Origin of the sequence: Paenarthrobacter sp. RAF54_2 (assembly GCF_052113945.1) — a bacterium.
Taxonomy (GTDB): domain Bacteria; phylum Actinomycetota; class Actinomycetes; order Actinomycetales; family Micrococcaceae; genus Arthrobacter.
Window position 1 is genome coordinate 122608 of sequence record NZ_JBFRDV010000004.1, and the last position, 17235, is coordinate 139842.

16 protein-coding genes are annotated in these 17235 nt (G+C 61.6%); 11 read left to right on the forward strand and 5 right to left on the reverse strand.

The window, feature by feature from the left end:
• Positions 1–13 precede the first annotated feature (13 nt).
• The 3 genes from AB4Y87_RS04675 to AB4Y87_RS04685 are packed head-to-tail and all read left to right on the forward strand — an operon-like array spanning position 14 to position 2709.
• A complete protein-coding gene (locus AB4Y87_RS04675; RefSeq protein ID WP_442003269.1) occupies positions 14–1975 on the forward strand; it encodes a glycosyltransferase family 2 protein in 1962 nt (653 codons plus the stop codon).
• Positions 1965–2297: an STAS domain-containing protein gene (locus AB4Y87_RS04680; RefSeq protein WP_442003270.1), complete on the forward strand. Its 333-nt coding sequence runs from the start codon at positions 1965–1967 to the stop codon at positions 2295–2297. The genes AB4Y87_RS04675 and AB4Y87_RS04680 overlap by 11 nt, the downstream gene beginning before the upstream one ends.
• On the forward strand, positions 2290–2709 hold the full coding sequence (locus tag AB4Y87_RS04685; protein WP_442003271.1) for an ATP-binding protein: 420 nt from the start codon (positions 2290–2292) through the stop codon (positions 2707–2709). The genes AB4Y87_RS04680 and AB4Y87_RS04685 overlap by 8 nt, the downstream gene beginning before the upstream one ends.
• A 308-nt stretch (positions 2710–3017) precedes the next feature.
• On the opposite strand, the gene AB4Y87_RS04690 is transcribed toward AB4Y87_RS04685, so the two are convergent.
• Positions 3018–4112, reverse strand: a complete 1095-nt coding sequence (locus AB4Y87_RS04690; RefSeq protein WP_442003272.1) for a pyridoxal-phosphate-dependent aminotransferase family protein — start codon at positions 4110–4112, stop codon at positions 3018–3020.
• A gap of 179 nt (positions 4113–4291) precedes the next feature.
• On the opposite strand from AB4Y87_RS04690, the gene AB4Y87_RS04695 reads away from it, so the two are divergent.
• The 7 genes from AB4Y87_RS04695 (at position 4292) to purM (ending at position 11155) form a co-directional block, all read left to right on the forward strand.
• Positions 4292–5062, forward strand: coding sequence for a hypothetical protein (locus AB4Y87_RS04695; RefSeq protein ID WP_442003273.1), 771 nt, complete (start codon positions 4292–4294; stop codon positions 5060–5062).
• 911 nt (positions 5063–5973) lie between these two features.
• On the forward strand, positions 5974–6804 hold the full coding sequence (locus AB4Y87_RS04700; protein ID WP_442003274.1) for a phosphatase PAP2 family protein: 831 nt from the start codon (positions 5974–5976) through the stop codon (positions 6802–6804).
• A 154-nt stretch (positions 6805–6958) separates the two neighbouring features.
• On the forward strand, positions 6959–7468 hold the full coding sequence (gene uraD / locus AB4Y87_RS04705; protein ID WP_442003275.1) for a 2-oxo-4-hydroxy-4-carboxy-5-ureidoimidazoline decarboxylase: 510 nt from the start codon (positions 6959–6961) through the stop codon (positions 7466–7468).
• Positions 7465–7806: a hydroxyisourate hydrolase gene (gene uraH, locus AB4Y87_RS04710; protein ID WP_431116739.1), complete on the forward strand. Its 342-nt coding sequence runs from the start codon at positions 7465–7467 to the stop codon at positions 7804–7806. Before uraD ends, uraH begins: the two co-directional genes overlap by 4 nt.
• Positions 7807–7896: 90 nt before the next feature.
• On the forward strand, positions 7897–8241 hold the full coding sequence (locus tag AB4Y87_RS04715; RefSeq protein ID WP_442003276.1) for a hypothetical protein: 345 nt from the start codon (positions 7897–7899) through the stop codon (positions 8239–8241).
• 134 nt (positions 8242–8375) lie between these two features.
• Positions 8376–10001, forward strand: a complete 1626-nt coding sequence (purF, locus tag AB4Y87_RS04720; protein WP_442003277.1) for an amidophosphoribosyltransferase — start codon at positions 8376–8378, stop codon at positions 9999–10001.
• A complete protein-coding gene (purM, locus tag AB4Y87_RS04725; RefSeq protein WP_224089090.1) occupies positions 9998–11155 on the forward strand; it encodes a phosphoribosylformylglycinamidine cyclo-ligase in 1158 nt (385 codons plus the stop codon). Before purF ends, purM begins: the two co-directional genes overlap by 4 nt.
• Positions 11156–11226: 71 nt before the next feature.
• Here the strand turns inward: purM and AB4Y87_RS04730 are convergent, their stop codons facing one another.
• From AB4Y87_RS04730 to AB4Y87_RS04740, 3 genes are all read right to left on the reverse strand, one after another.
• Complete coding sequence (locus AB4Y87_RS04730; protein WP_442003278.1) at positions 11227–11997, reverse strand: VOC family protein; 771 nt, start codon at positions 11995–11997, stop codon at positions 11227–11229.
• Positions 11994–12776 carry a VOC family protein gene (locus AB4Y87_RS04735; RefSeq protein ID WP_442003279.1) on the reverse strand — a complete coding sequence of 261 codons (783 nt, stop codon included), beginning with the start codon at positions 12774–12776 and terminating at the stop codon, positions 11994–11996. The genes AB4Y87_RS04730 and AB4Y87_RS04735 overlap by 4 nt, the downstream gene beginning before the upstream one ends.
• Positions 12777–13079: 303 nt before the next feature.
• Positions 13080–13304, reverse strand: coding sequence for a DUF3073 domain-containing protein (locus AB4Y87_RS04740; RefSeq protein ID WP_024818182.1), 225 nt, complete (start codon positions 13302–13304; stop codon positions 13080–13082).
• A 432-nt stretch (positions 13305–13736) separates the two neighbouring features.
• On the opposite strand from AB4Y87_RS04740, the gene AB4Y87_RS04745 reads away from it, so the two are divergent.
• Positions 13737–14471 carry a septum formation family protein gene (locus tag AB4Y87_RS04745; protein ID WP_442003280.1) on the forward strand — a complete coding sequence of 245 codons (735 nt, stop codon included), beginning with the start codon at positions 13737–13739 and terminating at the stop codon, positions 14469–14471.
• Between the two features lie 9 nt (positions 14472–14480).
• Here the strand turns inward: AB4Y87_RS04745 and clpB are convergent, their stop codons facing one another.
• Positions 14481–17138, reverse strand: coding sequence for an ATP-dependent chaperone ClpB (gene clpB, locus AB4Y87_RS04750; RefSeq protein ID WP_442003281.1), 2658 nt, complete (start codon positions 17136–17138; stop codon positions 14481–14483).
• Positions 17139–17235: the final 97 nt, after the last annotated feature.

Consider the following 17235-nt stretch of genomic DNA (forward strand, 5'->3'; position numbering starts at 1 on the left):
AAAAGGGGGGAACGTGACGCGGTTCTGGACTCGGCTTTGTGTTGTCCTAACGGTCATTCTGGGCGTGAATTACGTCGCGTGGCGCTGGCTGGCTTCCCTGAATTGGGAAGCGTGGTGGATCGCTGTTCCGCTGGTGATTGCCGAGACGTACAGCCTTATTGACGTGATGCTATTCGGCCTGACGGTCTGGAACCTGAAGGTTCGCAAGCCACCGCCCGCGGCGCCGGATACCGCGACGGTGGACGTTTTCATCACCACGTACAACGAGCCGCTGGACCTGGTGATGACCACCGCCCTCGCCGCCAAGGGCATACGCTGGCCGCACAGTACCTGGATTCTCGACGACGGCGACCGCCCCGAGATGCGCGAGCTCGCCGAGTCGAACGGGATCGGCTACGTAACCCGCGGCGCCGACTGGACGCCGGACATGCCGCGGCACGCCAAGGCCGGCAACCTGAACAACGCGCTCATGGTCACGTCGGGCGAGTACCTGTTGATTCTCGACGCCGACCAGATCCCCGAACCGGACATCCTGGACAAGACGCTGGGCTACTTCAACGATGACCGCGTGGCGTTGGTGCAGACGCCCCAGTACTTCATCAACGTTCCCGCCGACGATCCCCTGGGCAGCCAGGCGCCCCTCTTCTACGGGCCCATCCAGCAGGGCAAGGACGGCTGGAACGCGGCGTTCTTCTGCGGCTCCAATGCGATCCTGCGCAGGGAAGCCCTCATGCAGCTTGGATTGGTGGGCTATGTCAAGGCCACGGAGAAGAGTGTGCGCCGTGCCCTGGCTGCCTCCCGTTCCGCTATCAAGAAGGCCCGGCGGTCGGCAGAGGCGGAGAACCCGTTGGTGGAGCAAATGCTCAACGAGGTGGAAGCCGCCACCGAAAGTGCCCAGCAGGAGCTCGAAGCCGGGGCATCCCTGAGCGAAATCACGTACCGCGTACGCCGCAAAGTGGACGACGCCGTTCGCACGCTCGTGGCCGCCGACTTCTCAGCGCTCCAATCCGACCTCGAAGAAATCGCTGCCATGGAACTGGCCCACGTCGGCGAGTCTGGCGTCACGACAGTGGCAAGTGACGCCGTCGACCGCATGTCCGGACGCGACTGGTCTCCGCTGGGCGCCCTCGAGTCCGTTCACGCAGTCCTGGACGCCATCTCCGTGGAACGAACCGACGAAGCCCAGCCCATCATGCCCTTGGCCACCATCTCCGTCACCGAGGACATGGCTACGGCGATGCGCCTTCACGCCCTCGGCTGGAAGAGCGTGTATCACCACGAAGTCCTCGCCAACGGCCTGGCTCCCGAGGACATCAAGACCATGCTGACCCAACGCCTTCGCTGGGCCCAAGGCACCATGCAGGTCCTCCTGCGCGAGAACCCGTTGGTCCAACGCCGGCTCGCGTGGGGCCAGCGGCTCATGTACTTCTCCACCATGTGGAGCTACCTGAGCGGCTTCGCGGCCGTCGTGTACTTTGCGGCGCCCATCATCTACCTGACGCTCGGCATCCTCCCCGTCAGCAGCCTGAGCTTCGAGTTCTTCGTCCGTTTCATCCCCTTCATGGTGGTAAACCAGCTGCTGTTTGTGATCGCCGGACACGGGATTCCCACCTGGCGCGGGCAGCAGTACAGCCTTGCCCTGTTCCCCACCTGGATCAAGGCCTGCACGACGGCGGCACGCAACGTCTGGTTCGGCCGTCCCCTCGGGTTCGCCGTCACCCCCAAAGCCAGGCAGAGTGGCGGCCCCAGTTGGAGCCTTATTCGTCCACAGATAACTGTTGCCGCGTTGCTTGCCATTGCGCTGGTTGTTGGGCTTGCGCGGCTTCTTTCCGGCCTGTCGGAGCCTCTGGGAACCCTGGTGAACGTAGCGTGGGTAGCTTACGATCTGGTGGTCCTGAGCGTGCTGGTCAAGGCTGTTTTGTACAAGGGATTTGTTCCTGAAGTCTCCGAAGAGAGGAATGCTGATGCAGTTTAGCTACGAGGTCAAAGACTCCTACGCGGAGGTGAAGAGCGTCGGCCGGTTGAATATGGTGGCCGCTCCGAAGCTGCGCGAACTAGTGGCCGAGGTTGTGGCTGGTGGATCCAGTCGCGTTGTGGTGAACCTTGCAGAAACCGACTTCATGGATTCCTCAGGCCTCGGAGCACTCATCGGTTGTCTCAAAGCGGCTCGTCAGGCAGGCGGCGATTTGCGGATCTCGGGCGTGCAGCCGCAGGTCAGGATGGTCCTGGAACTGACCAACATGGACCGTGTTCTCACCGCGTACTCCTCAGCCGAGGAGGCGTCTGGAAATGACTGAGGTCATCGCACGCAGGGGATTCCGCGGCCTGTCCAACGAAGAAGCCATCGAAGCCATCCATGCCGAGCTTGATGCTTTGTGGGACGCTGCCTCCTTCGTACCCGACATGGACCGCATGACCTTCGCCACCGCCGTCATCGAGGCCGCCGCCAACATCGTGCAACATGCCCTTCCCGTGGCCGAGAAGCCCGTGGAGATCGGTGTGGACATCAGCGTCCGGCCCAGCCGCCTTCAAGCCCGCGTCAGTGCCTACAACGCCCGCGAGCCCTTCGCCGAGGACATGCAGGCCAACATGCCGGACGAGGACGCCGAATCCGGACGCGGTCTTGCTCTCATCGAAGCCTTGGTGACAACAGTGACCTTCGAGCGCCAAGACGGCACCAACACCTGGATCCTGACCCGCGAAACCTAACCTTCTCTCACATCGTCCCTACTTCCACCGATCCTTCTCTCACATCCTGCGCCTGGATCGCGGGCGTGGGGTGTTCTGTCCATCGTAAGACGCTAGGCACCTGTAACCATTGATGGTCGGCGCAACCGCCAAAACCCATCAGGACGTGAGAGAACATCGGCCGAAACCGATCACGATCTGCGAAAGCATCGGTCCAAACCGACCACGATCTGCGAGAGCATCGGTCCAAACCGATCACGATCTGAGAGAGGATCCGAAGTACGGACGTTCTCTCACATAATCGCCGATTTCCCGGAACGTTCTCTCACTTACGCCTTGTCTATGGCCTCTTTTAACGCGCCCAGCACCAAGGTCACGGACGCGCTGTTCGCGTTCGGTCCCATCATTCCGATGCGCCAGACCGTATCCGTGAACTCGCCCACGCCGGAACCGATCTCCATACTGAAGGTCTCCAGAAGGTAAGAGCGGACGGCGGCCGAGTTGACGCCGTCCGGCACCTTCACGGTGGTGAGGCTCGGCAGCCGGGCGCCTTCAGCCGCGAACAGCTCAAGTCCCATCTCCTGCAGGCCGCTCTGCAAGGCAGCGCCGGCAGCGCGATGGCGGGCTTGAACGACGTCGAGCCCCTCGGCGAGGATGCGGTCGAGCGCGGCTTCGAGACCGGCGATCATGGTGACAGGCGCCGTGTGGTGATAGGTGCGGGCGCCGCTGGCAGCCCCGACGTAGCCGCCGAGCAGGCCGATATCCAGGTACCAGGAGCGCGGATCCTTGACGCGCCGCTCGAACGCGCGGTCGGACACGGTGAATGGCGAAAGCCCCGGCGGAACGCCCAGGCACTTTTGAGTCCCGGCATATCCGACGTCGATCCCCCAGCCGTCTGCCAAAAGCTCCAGTCCGCCGATGGACGTCACGGCGTCGGTGATCAGCAAGGCGTCGCCCTTTCCTGCCCCCAGCGCAGCGATGTCGGAGAGGACGCCGACGGACGTTTCAGCATGGACGGCGGCAATCACCTTAGGATGAGGGTGCGCCGAGAGCACACGATCTGCATCCACCGGCTGGCCCCACTCGTGGTCGACCCGGACGACAGTTGCCCCGCACCGCCGGGCAACCTCACACATGCGCGCCCCAAAAAGTCCGTTGACAGCGATCACTGCCACGTCACCGTCGGACACTGTGTTCACGAAAGCGGCTTCCATGCCGCCTGAACCTGTGGCACTCAAGGGGAGCGTGCGCGCATTCGAAGTACCCCAGACAGCCCGCAAACCCTCGCATGTACGGTCCAAGCGTTCGATAAAGACCGGATCCAGATGGCCGAGCACCGGATAGGCCAGCGCGGCCATGGCCTCGGGGTAGCAGTTGCTCGGACCGGGACCGAACAGGAACCTTGACGTCAGAATGTCGGGCATGGGCGTACTCCTTCAACTGGTTCTCGTCATTCTGCCCCAGCGTTGTGGAGGGAGCGAACCAAGCCAGCGATGTTCTGGTTGTCGAAGCATCCGGAAAATGGCCAAGACCTTCAGCAGCACCCCAATGTGCACCGCGACATAACTGGCAAATACGGAAGTTTCCTCTGGCAGATGGCATCATGGCCTTAGTTCAGGGACTGCCACAGATAGGCAGGAAGCACATTCGGCGGAAGGCAAAATTCCTGCTGCATGCAAGAAGAATCGGGGATCTTTTGAAACAACGTAATCTGGGCCTGAAAGCCACTCTTCTGCTCGCAACCGCAGTTGCGACCTCTTCATGTTCAGCTCCCCCTGCTTCCGCTCCAACCGGCACTAGCCAATCCAATTCGAGTGCGTCGAGTCCGAGCGCCACGAATTCGTCCGAACCCGCGACGATAAGTCCTGACCCAAGGCCTTCTCAGACCTCATCTTCCAGTCGTAGCATCCCAGAATCAGGGCCATCCGGCTACGCCGATACTCCTTCGAGCGTCACGACGGAAAAAGCCGGCAAGATCTTGTCGCTGGCCGACTTTTTCGAACCGGACAGCAGTTGGACCGAGAATCGATTCGATGTCGCCGATAAGTCCGAGGTTTCGGGGATCGCTGCACAGGTCGGCAGCTATGGGCAACAGCAGACTCTCGAATTGCGACTTGCAAATAACTTCAACACTTTGACGATGAAAATTGGCCAAGCCAATGACTCCAAGTCTTCTGACAAGATGCTTGTGATCAGGGTACTGGGCAATGGCAAGCAGCTTGATGTTCAGAAGATTCCGTTCAACACCGTCCAGGAAATTTCAGTTTCGACCAAGATGGTCAACGCGCTGAAAATCGAGGTCACCGCCGAGGACGCCGAAAACCGTGACTCGAAGTCAGTGCTGGCCGTGATTTCAAACGTCACTGTCCGCTAGCCCTGTGGCTGTTAACATTCCAGACCAACCGACCCATAGGCCGAAGGGCAACAAGAGGCGATGGCCGCGTGTCACCCTAGCCTCTTTGGGTGCGCTGGCCACCATAGCCACATTCGTGCTTCAGTTTATGGTTCCGCAATTGAACTCGGGAAACAGCAAACCGTCGCCGATCAACTCCCCACAAAGCAGTGCTATGGCGGAAGGTCGCAGCACTCCGGAAACCAAGACCGGTTCGGCAGAGGGTGCATGCCTGGATGCCGCAGCTGCCATGGCATCGTGCGACCAGGCGCACGCCGCGGAGATTATTTCCTCAGACGGCCCGTGCGATCTTTCAGCGCTCGTTGAATACGCTGGAGGCACCATTCATACGGACACACTGCGTCACGACCTCCTTCCAGCGTCTGCGGATTCGATTGGCTGTACCGTGGCTGTGCCATCCGGCCTGACAACGAAAATACGTGATGGCCTCCTAGATCGGGACCACGCTGTCCTAAGACTGTGCTGGGATCGGTTCTCCGAGCGTGATGTGAGCTGCGATCAAAGTCATACCGCCGAAGTTGTTTACTCCGATGGAGCCCTTGAGACAGAACAAGCGGACTGCAGGACTCACGCCGAGGTGTACACCGCGAATGCCTTTAGTCGATACGAGTCAAAGCTTGAGATTCTCACTCGGAATTCGGGCAACACGGTCAGCTGCCTTGTCCAAGTCAAAGGAAGTAACGAGTTAAGGGGATCGCTCAAACATCTGGGAACCATGGCGCTACCTATCTTTCCTCGCGGATAGTTCCCCTTTTGGCGAGGCGCTGTCGTAGAACCAACCACCAGTACCCCCCAAGCCCAAACTGCTAAGGTTACTCACCAATACGGAGGCCGCCACGGTGAGGGACAGCCGCCACAGTGAGGGGACAAGGGTGACGACTGAAGGAAAAGAGCAGCCAGAGAAGGGCGTCCGCGGCGAGGTAACCCAAGACCGATTCGTTGCGGGACAGGATCTCACAAGGTGGAACACCCGGATTGGCCGTGTCCTGGCGGGAGCTGCACAACGAATCACCAAATTTCTGGGCCCCTATGCCGCGCTGATCATCACGTTGGCAGTCGGACTTGTCATCGCTGTATCCCTCGCAGTGGCTTTCGGCGAGGTCTACGAGTCAGTCACGGAAGCTGACGGGGTCGCTGGCCTTGACCACCCTGTCCTTGACGCCGCCAAGACCGTTCGCTCCCCTGCACTGGACCTCGCCGTCACTGCTTATACGAATGTTGGCGGCACGGTTGGCATGCCCATCATCGCGGTGGGGATCATGATTGCGCTGGCCACAAAGCGCCGCTCTTGGACTCCTGTCATCCTGATGCTGACTGCGGGCCTGGGCTCACTGCTTATGACGATTCTGGGCAAGCCCCTGTTTGGCCGCACCCGCCCTGACCTCGCGGATGCCATTCCTCCGTACGAGCACTCGCCGTCGTTCCCCAGCGGCCACTCTCTGAATTCCATCGTGATCGCAGGAATCGTGGCTTACTTGATCATTCTTCGCCTCAAAACGGCCAAGGCCAGAATCATCACCGTCGTCCTTGCATCAGCATTCGCCGCAACCATGGGGTTGAGCCGCGTCTACCTGGGGCACCATTGGCTCACTGATGTCCTGGCCGCGTGGATTCTCGGGATAGCTTGGCTTGCCTTGGTGATTACGGCGCACCGCCTCTACCTCACTGTGAGAACGCGGCGCTCGAACGCGATACTCTCTTGACACCAGCCCAAGTGCTCGGCTTAACTATTTACGTATGCTGAAATAACAGTTCCATGATGCGGAAGCAATGAGAAGCCAGCTTCCTCCTGCTGAAAGGCAGGAGTTCCGCATAGCCCACACCATGGATGCCAGCATTTGCACGAGGATGACAAGCATGGAGCTTGCAGTATTCAACAGTGTCGACCGGGACGAGGCCATCAGGACCCTGACCCCTTGCCTAGATATCAGCCGCTGGGTTGAGGACGTCGCCGACGCCCGACCCTTCACGAGCGTCGACGAACTGCTGGGGCGGGCCCGTCAAGCCGCCGAGCCGTTCACGCCGGAAGAGGTGGAGTCCGCGCTCGCCCACCACCCCCGGATCGGCGAACGACCCAATTCCCAGACCACCGAGGCGGCCATGTCCCGTTCGGAACAATCCGGAGTGGACCCCAGCGACGACGGCACAGCCGCCGCCCTCGCCGAGGGGAACCGTGCTTACGAAGCGAAGTTCGGCAGGGTCTTCCTGATCCGCGCGGCAGGACGCAGCGCCCAGGAAATCCTGAGTTCCCTTCAGGAACGGCTCACCCACACCGCCGAAGAAGAAGACGCAATCGTGGCCGGCCAGCTGCGGGAGATCGCTTTACTGCGACTCTCAGGCGTGATCAGCGAAGGAGAAAATGCATGAGCGTTTCACAAGTAACCACGCACATTTTGGATACTGGTTCCGGACGCCCGGCGGCGGGGGTCGCCGTCGTACTCTACGTCCGCGAAGGCGATAACTGGACTCTGATCGCAAAGGGCGAGACCGATGCCGACGGCCGTATCAAGGACCTCGGTCCGGAGCGGATTCCGGGCGGCGCTTACCGTCTGAACTTTGCCACAGGCGCCTACTACGAGGGCCTCGGCACGGAAACGTTCTTCCCGGAAGTGGACTTGAACTTCACGGTTTCGGACGCCGGCGAGCACTATCACGTGCCGCTGCTACTGAGCCCGTTCGCGTTTTCGACGTACCGCGGCAGCTGAAGTACTCGCCGAGGTGGCAGTTAATGTCAATGTTTGGCGAAGACATTGGCATTAACTGCCACCTCGGCGAGGAACGGTAGGCTTGAAGGCATGGCTTCTGAGGACACCAACGCCCAATCCGGAAATGGCACTGCCCGCCGCGAAATCACAGTTCGCCGGGCACCCAAGTTCGTTCCGTTCATGATTCTCGGTGGCATTGTGGGTGCAATCGCCGCCGCCTTCATCGCGTACGGCCGTCCCGCGGACCCGGCCTTCGACGCCAGCACCGTCTTCGGCTTCTTCCTGGTGGCCTGCGTTTCCGGAGGCGTCATCCTGTTCTCGATCCTCGCCCTGGTTCTGGACCGGATCAGCGTCAAGCGGTCCAAGCGTGCCGTAGTGGAGGCCGTCCCGGATTCGGTCCCGGACGAGGGTCCAGAGCACGACGGCGGCCGCTAAGTAAGGCAGCCGACTCGCCTCTTTCGGGGGTACTGCTGTGAGACACACCGCATTTTGGCCGAATCAGGCCTGTTCGTGGGGTCACAAAGCCGGAGCGGGAACTTACCACGGCCACAACATGAGACAATCGACCAGTGGCACGTGGCGACGGAAAACTTTCTCATGATCTTCTCCCCGGCGAAAAAGGCCCTCAGGACGCTTGTGGCGTCTTTGGGGTCTGGGCTCCCGGTGAAGAAGTAGCAAAACTCACCTATTACGGGCTGTATGCGCTGCAGCACCGCGGACAAGAGTCGGCTGGTATTGCTACCAGTGACGGCAAGCGCATCAACGTCTATAAAGACATGGGCCTTGTGTCCCAGGTCTTCGATGAGACGACCCTGAACACCCTCACTGGGCACCTGGCCGTTGGCCACTGCCGGTACTCCACCACTGGTGCAAGCCACTGGGCCAATGCGCAGCCAACCTTGGGCGCAACCGCGACCGGCACGGTCGCCTTGGCCCACAACGGCAACCTGACCAACACCGCTGAACTCCGGGAAATGATCCTTCAGCGCAACGATGGCCAGTTGACCGGTGAGATGAAGCAGGGCAACACCTCGGACACCGCCTTGGTGACCGCACTCCTTGAGGGCGAAGAGGGCAAAACCCTGGAGCAGACCGCGTTGGAGCTGCTGCCCAAGATCAAGGGTGGCTTCTGTTTCGTCTTCATGGATGAAGGGACGCTCTACGCCGCCCGCGACACCTACGGCATTCGGCCGCTATGTCTGGGCCGCCTGGAGCGCGGCTGGGTTGTTGCTTCGGAGCAAGCTGGCCTGGCCACCGTTGGTGCGAGCTTTATCCGTGAGATCGAGCCCGGCGAGTTCATTGCCATCGACGAGGACGGCGTCCGCTCCCAGCGTTTTGCCGAGGCAACGCCTGCCGGCTGTGTCTTCGAATACGTTTACCTCGCGCGTCCGGATGCTGCCATTGCCGGCCGTTCCGTGTACGAAGCCCGTGTTGAAATGGGCCGCCAGTTGGCCCGCGAAAACACCCACGAGGCCGACATCGTCATCCCGGTTCCCGAGTCGGGCACCCCTGCCGCTGTTGGCTACGCGGAGCAGTCCGGCATCCCGTTCGCTCATGGCTTCGTCAAGAACGCCTACGTAGGCCGTACCTTCATCCAGCCGTCGCAGACCCTGCGCCAGTTGGGCATTCGCCTCAAGCTCAACGCCTTGGAATCTGTCATCCGGGGCAAGCGCGTTGTTGTTGTGGATGACTCGATTGTCCGTGGCAACACGCAACGCGCGATCGTACGGATGCTCCGCGAAGCAGGCGCCGCTGCTGTCCACGTGAAGATCTCTTCTCCCCCGGTCCAGTGGCCTTGCTTCTACGGCATCGACTTCGCCTCCCGCGCAGAGCTGATTGCCAACGGCGCCACGATCGAGGAAATCTCCCAGGCAATCGGCGCCGACTCGCTGGCCTACATCTCCGAAGACGGCATGATCGGCGCAACCCAGCAGCCGCGTGAGCGCCTCTGCACGGCTTGCTTCACCGGCCAGTACCCGATTGAGCTGCCGCATGCTGACAAGCTGGGCAAGAACCTGCTGGAGCGCACGGACTTGGGCGGATTGCCCGCTGCAGCGGAATCACCCGATGACACCGAGGATYCGGCCGAGAAGCCCGGCGCTACGGGCTGCGATCCTGGCCCGGATGCCGAATTCGAGAACCTGCTGACCGACGCTGATCGTTTGACCGACGCCGACAAGAAAGAGTCTGTATGACCTCCGCAACCCCCGCCGCTGGAAGCACCCCGAATTCAACGGGCATCACCTACGCCTCCGCGGGTGTCGACGTCGAAGCGGGAGACCGCGCAGTCGAGCTCATGAAGGACGCCGTGAAGGCGACCCACAACACCTCGGTGATTGGCGGCGTCGGCGGTTTCGCAGGCTTGTACGATGTCTCGAAGCTGCTGACCTACAAGAAGCCGCTGCTGGCCACCTCAACTGACGGTGTGGGCACCAAGGTTGCTATCGCGCAGGCCATGGACATCCACGACACCATCGGTTTCGACCTCGTGGGCATGGTCGTGGACGACATCGTGGTGGTTGGCGCTGAGCCCCTCTACATGACGGACTACATCGCTTGCGGCAAGGTTGTCCCCGAGCGCATTGCGGACATCGTCCGCGGTATTGCAGCTGCTTGTTCCGTTGCCGGCACCGCCCTGGTTGGCGGCGAAACCGCTGAGCACCCGGGCCTGCTGGGTGAGCACGAATATGACGTCGCCGGTGCCGCTACCGGTGTTGTTGAAGCTGACGCCTTGCTCGGTCCGGACCGCGTGCGCGCCGGAGACGTCGTGATTGGCATGGCCTCCTCCGGCCTGCACTCCAACGGCTACTCCTTGGTCCGCCGCGTCATCAACCACGCCGGTTGGGCCTTGGATCGCCAGGTATCCGAGCTCGGCCGCACGCTTGGCGAAGAGCTCCTGGAGCCGACGCGCGTCTACGCCGCCGACTGCCTGGACCTCGCCCGCACGTTCCCCGTCTCAGCCGGCGCAGCCGTGCATGGGTTCAGCCACGTCACCGGTGGTGGCCTTGCTGCCAACCTGGCTCGCGTCCTCCCCCAGGGCCTGGTGGCCACGGTTGACCGCAACACGTGGGAGCTGCCGGCTATCTTCAAGCTGGTTTCCGAGCTTGGCAACGTGCCCCTCGCCGACCTTGAGCGCACGCTGAACCTCGGCGTCGGCATGGTGGCAATCGTGTCCCCTGAAGCCGCTGACGCAGCCGTGGCACGCCTCAACGAGCGCGGCCTGCCGTCCTGGATCATGGGTACGGTTACTGCCGACTCTGACTCGATCGACAAGACCGGCCCGGACTACGTCCAGGGTGCCAAGGGCGTCGACGGCGGTGCCGTACGTTTGGTGAACGCCTACGCTTAGGCGCGTTTCCTCTTAGTGAAAGAGCGGCCGGGCAGTCTTGAACTGCCCGGCCGCTCTTTTGTTTTTGCTGTTCAGACCTGGATCAAACTGATAACGCCGCCCTGCGGATCCTGGATCGTAGCCAAAGATCCAGCTTCGGGCCGTTCTTCCGGCTCCACGAGCACCACTCCACCCGCGGCCACTGCAGCTTCGGCGGCTTTTCGGAGGTCCGCCACTCCGAAATAGATCTGCCAACCGGCTTCTTCGCCCTGTTCGGCAGGGACAATCCCGGCCACCTCCTCGCCTTTGACTATCAGCGTGCTGTAACTGCCGCCGTCGTCCTGGGGATATTCCGTGACTTCATGCCCGAAAAGCTGCTGGAAAAACGCTGTGGCTGCCTGCGGTTCTGGAGTCAGCAGCTCAGCCCAAGCCAGGGCGCCGGCCTGATTGAACAGATGGCTTCCAATGTGGGTGCCCGCTTGCCAGATCCCCGTGGTCCCGCCGCCGGGCGCCTCGATGAACGCCAGGACGCCTGTATCGGCAACCTGCTCCGGGCCAAACTCGAGCTTCCCACCAGCATGGACGGCGTCTTCCGCTATCTCCTCGGCGTCCGTTGCAGCGAGGTAGATGTTCCACTGTCCATGTTTGCCCGCGGTCTCCTGCATGGGGTTCTGCGGAGCGATGACCGCCACCAGGTCCTTGCCAACAAAGGCCTGCGCGTAGCTGCGACCATCAGGTGTGGGGAGGTCCGTGAATGTCCAGTCGAACAGCTTGCCGTAGAACTCCTTGGCAGCGGGTACGTCCGGGGTCTGCAGATCGGCCCAACAGGGTTCACCGCTTGAATAATGCGTCCGGGAAGTCATGCGGCAAGTCCTGTCATGATGCTGAATGCGGCGCCGGCGGGGTCCATGAGCACAGCCATTCGCCCGATGCCTGGGACATCGAACGCCGGAGCGATCACGTGAGCTCCAAGCTCAACGGCCTGCTCCACTCCAGTATCTACGTCCTCGACGCCGAAGTACGTCATCCAGAACGGCGAAAGTCCTTCAATCGGCAGCTTGAGGGCACCGGCAATCCGCTTTCCATCAACCAGCAGGCTGGTGTACTCCTGAAGATCTCCTGCCGGTGTGGTTTCGCTGCTGCACCCCGTGACGGCCTCGTAGAACTTCACGGCTTTGGGGACGTCGTCCGTCTGTAGTTCGTTCCATATCATGGTGCCAGGCTCGTTGACCAAACCGGATCCGGGATGCGTTCCAGCTTCCCAGAAGCCGATCTGTGCACCCGTGGGATCTATGGCGAAGAACATCCGTCCGCTGCCATTCGGCACGTCGTCAGGCTCGAACAAGATCGACCCGCCTGCCGCCACAGCCCGTTCCGCTGCCTCATCCGCTGAGTCCACGGCAATGTAGTTGGCCCAGTAGGACGGCATTCCCTCCGGCGCATCCGGCATTTGCTGCATCATGCCGGCAACGTTCCGGCCGTGGAGTTTTGCCATGTAGTAAGTCAGGCCGTTGCCGGCGTCCATGGGATCCAGCTCCCAGCCAAAGAGCTCACTGTAAAACCTCCGGGAAACCTCGACGTCGGTGGAGGACAGGTCCACCCAACATGGTGTCCCCTGCTTGTAACTCTCGACCGCCGGCATGCCGCTCCCTTTCCTAGCAACGCGGGGTCACTTGTGGCCCATGTTGAGGCCTGGAATGGGCCCTAACTGACCCCGCGTCGGAGTCCATGGGGACTACGCTATGGCGCTTCCACTGCTTGCGCCAGACGTGGGCCGCATTACCCCAGTGGTACTGATGCGAAAAAAGGCCCGCAGGGTACGCCAATGAATGGCGTGCCCTGCGGGCCTCTTTCAGAGATATTCGGCATCCGAAGATGCGCGACGACCTTAATGTACGACGGCGGTACGCAAGTCAGTGCCAGAGGCACCGATTGTTTGCGACAGCTATCCGATACGGCGGGTGTCTACCTCGTCGTCATCGTCTTCCGCGTACTTGTCCTCATAAGCCGAGTAGTCCGGCTCCGGGGGATCTTCGGGGAAGTGGCTCTTTACACGACTCGATGGGCCCGTGAGCTCACGCTCAAGTGCCGAGTAGTCAGTGTTCGGGGAGTAGTACTTGATGTCCCGAGCCTGCTTGGTAGCTTTTGCCTTTTGACGGCCGCGCCCCATGGCGTGACCCCCTTTTGTACTTGGACCGGAGGTGGTCACCTTGGCTATCGGTGAGGCCCCGGAATGTTTGGTCAATTTGTCGTATGTCTAGATTACATGCTTTCGGGGGTGCCTGCGTGCCACCCCGGACCTGCATCGGGTACAACTACGGTCCAAACCGCTCCCCACCACCTCCAATACACCAAAAAATTGGGTAGAGTCTGCCTCAATGCGGCTCCAAAGCAGGAAGGCAGACTCCGGGATATGAGCGAGGACAACACCCCACCACGTGATGATTCACCGCGCGAAAAACGCGATAAAGGAGAGGCCGGGGTGCCACCTGCGCCCAGGGTACCGCCCACGCCGCCGCAGGCCCCAGGTGTGCAGCCGCCCCAGGCTAAGCGAGCGCAACCGCCGCAGGCCCCAGGTGTGCAGCCGAAGCAAGTCCCAGGAGTGCAGCCGAAGCAAGCCTCGGAAACACAGCCCGAGGCTTCAGGCCTGCAGCCTGATCCTGCACCGGACCTTGATCCGGACTTCGTACCTAATCCCAGCGACCAGCCTGATCCTGCGTTGCCGGCATACTCCGGTCAGTCCCAGCACCCCGGCAAGCCGGAGCAGCCCGGGGATCCCTCCCGGACAGGGGATCCCCTCCAGCAGCCCCAACCCGCCCCGCACGGGGACCCGGTAAAACGCCAGCGGCTTGTCATCGGCGCAATCGTGGTGGGTGTCCTGGTGCTCATCGGCGTCGTGATCTGGGTGCTGCTGAACCTGTTGGGTACACGGCCTCAGGCTGTTGTGTCTACCCCGAGCCCCACGGCAAGCCTTGGCCCATTACCGCGGGATACAGAAGCCAAGGATTTCCAGGTAGGCGATTGCTTTGCCGACTTCGACCCCAACGCATCCAAAGCCCGGGCCGTGCCCTGTGACACCGAGCATTCAGCCCAGCTGGGCGCCGTCCACACATACCCAGCGGACGATTCCTTCCCCGGCACGAACGCGCTGAAGGACAAGGGCCGTGAGGTCTGCGGCAACGTAAAGCTGAATCACGAGGCGGCCGACAAGTACGTACTACTTCAGCAGAACGTCTACCCGAGCACCACCAGTTGGGATCGGGGCGACCGCCGCGTTGATTGCTTCATCGTTGTGGATTCGGGCAACACCATCAAGGAAGACCTCCTCAATAAGTAGCCCGCCGACCTACTTCTTCCGAACCAGTAGCCCAGTGCCCACAGACGGGCCGCCGTCAGGACCTGTCAGCGACTCAAATCCCTCAATGGTGAGTTCATCGACGTCGGCCGCAGTATCCACCAAGACGGTGTCGCCATCGGTGATCGTTCCGGCAAGGATCTCCTTGGCCAGGCGGTCTCCGATTTCGCGCTGGACGAGACGTCGCAGAGGCCGCGCGCCGTACGCCGAGTCATAGCCGGACATGGCGAGCCAGGCGCGGGCTCCGTCGCTCACCTCGAGGGTCAAGCGGCGGTCCCGCAGACGCTTGGTGAGTTCGGCAACGTGAAGTTCCACGATCCGGGCCAGCTCCTCGACGGACAGGGGGTCGAACAGCACGATCTCGTCCAAACGGTTCAGGAACTCCGGCTTGAACGAGGCCTGTACCACGGCCATGACGGCATCACGCTTGGCTTTGGCATCGAGGGACGGGTCCACCAGGAACTGGCTTCCGGAGTTGGACGTCAGCACCAGGATCGTATTGCGGAAGTCCACCGTCCGCCCTTGACCATCTGTGAGACGGCCATCATCCAGAACCTGCAGGAGGATGTCGAACACTTCTGGGTGGGCCTTTTCCACCTCGTCGAGCAGCACAACGGAGTACGGCCGGCGACGCACAGCTTCCGTCAGCTGACCGCCTTCCTCGTAGCCGACGTATCCCGGAGGTGCACCTACCAAACGCGCAACGGAGTGTTTCTCTCCGTACTCGGACATATCGATCCTGATCATGGCCCGTTCGTCGTCAAAGAGGAAGTCGGCCAAGGCCTTTGCGAGCTCGGTCTTGCCGACGCCGGTGGGGCCAAGGAACAGGAACGAGCCTGTGGGACGGTTGGGGTCGCTGATGCCCGCCCGCGCGCGGCGGACGGCGTCCGAAACTGCCTGCACGGCCTTGGTTTGGCCGATCAGGCGCTTACCGAGCTCCTCTTCCATATGCAGCAGCTTTTGGGATTCACCCTGCAGCATGCGCCCAGCGGGAATGCCGGTCCACGCCGAGATAACCTCCGCAATATCGTCTGCAGTAACATCCTCTGCGACCATGAGCTCGGGCTTTGCGTCGCCGCGCGCGGACTCCTCCTCGGCAGCCGCATTGAGCTCACGTTCGAGGGCAGGCAGCTCGCCATAAAGTATCCGCGACGCCGACTCGAGGTCGCCTTCGCGCTGGTACTTTTCGGCGGCTGACCTCAGTTCGTCGATCTTGGCTTTGAGGTCACCAACCCGGTTGAGTCCGGCCTTCTCAGCTTCCCAACGGGCGTTGAGGGCCCTGAGTGCTTCCTTCTTGTCCGCCATGTCAGCGCGAAGGGCAGCCAACCGCTCAACGGATGCAGGATCAGTCTCGCCCTGCAGGGCCAGTTCTTCCATGGTGAGGCGATCGACGGAACGGCGGAGTTGATCGATCTCTTCCGGCGCTGAGTCAATCTCCATCCGAAGCCGTGACGCGGCCTCGTCCACGAGGTCGATCGCTTTGTCCGGGAGCTGACGGCCCGAGATGTACCGGTTGGACAGGGTTGCGGCTGCCACCAGTGCCGAGTCGGCGATGGCCACCTTGTGGTGGGCCTCGTATCGTTCCTTGAGGCCGCGCAGAATGCCGATGGTGTCCTCAACGCTCGGCTCACCCACGTAAACCTGCTGAAAGCGGCGTTCCAAGGCAGGGTCCTTCTCGATGTTTTCGCGGTACTCGTCCAGGGTGGTGGCACCAATGAGCCGCAACTCGCCGCGGGCCAGCATCGGCTTGAGCATGTTGCCCGCATCCATCGCGCTGTCGCCCGTTGCACCAGCTCCAACTACCGTGTGGATTTCATCGATGAATGTGACGATCTGGCCGTTGGAGTTCTTGATCTCCTCCAGCACCGCTTTGAGCCGCTCCTCGAATTCGCCGCGGTATTTGGCTCCGGCGACCATGGAGGCCATGTCCAAGGCAATGAGGGTCTTGCCGCGCAGGCTCTCCGGAACGTCGCCCGCCACCATGCGTTGGGCGAGGCCCTCGACTACCGCGGTCTTACCTACGCCAGGCTCACCAATCAGTACCGGGTTGTTCTTGGTGCGCCGGCTCAGGACCTGAACCACGCGACGGATTTCGCTGTCACGCCCAATGACCGGGTCCAGCTTCCCCGAGCGGGCAATAGCAGTGAGGTCCGTGCCGAACTTCTCCAAGGCCTGGAACGTATTTTCTGGATCCGGCGAGTTGACCTTTCGATCGCCCCGGACACCCGGCAGCGCGGCAAGCAGTGCTTCGTGGGAGGCACCGGCGTCGCGCAATAGCTTTCCGACTGCGTCGCTGCCGGCCGAAAGCCCCAACAGCAGGTGTTCTGTAGAGACGAAGGAATCGCCGAGTTTGTCGGCCTCATTCTGGGCAGCCTGGATGGCCTGCATGGACTGACGGGAGAGCTGGGCTTGCTGGACCGAGCTGCCCGAAGAGGACGGCAGCGACTTGATGGCCGAACTGGCCTGAACGCTCACGGCATCAGGATCGGCACCCGTGGCGCGCAGGAGTGCAACGGCAACGCCCTCGCGCTGGTCCATGAGGGCCTTCAGCAGGTGTGCTGGCTCCAATTGCGGGTTGCCGGCAGTAGAGGCATTCATGGCGGCCGCAGAAAGGGCCTCCTGGCTTTTGGTGGTGAATTTGACGTCCAACGAAAGCTCCCTTTCTGGAGTAAGACCAATACTTTCAAAGTTGAGTCTACTACGCTCAACTTTGCTTTGTGGCCCATGTGTTCCATGTTTGCCCACG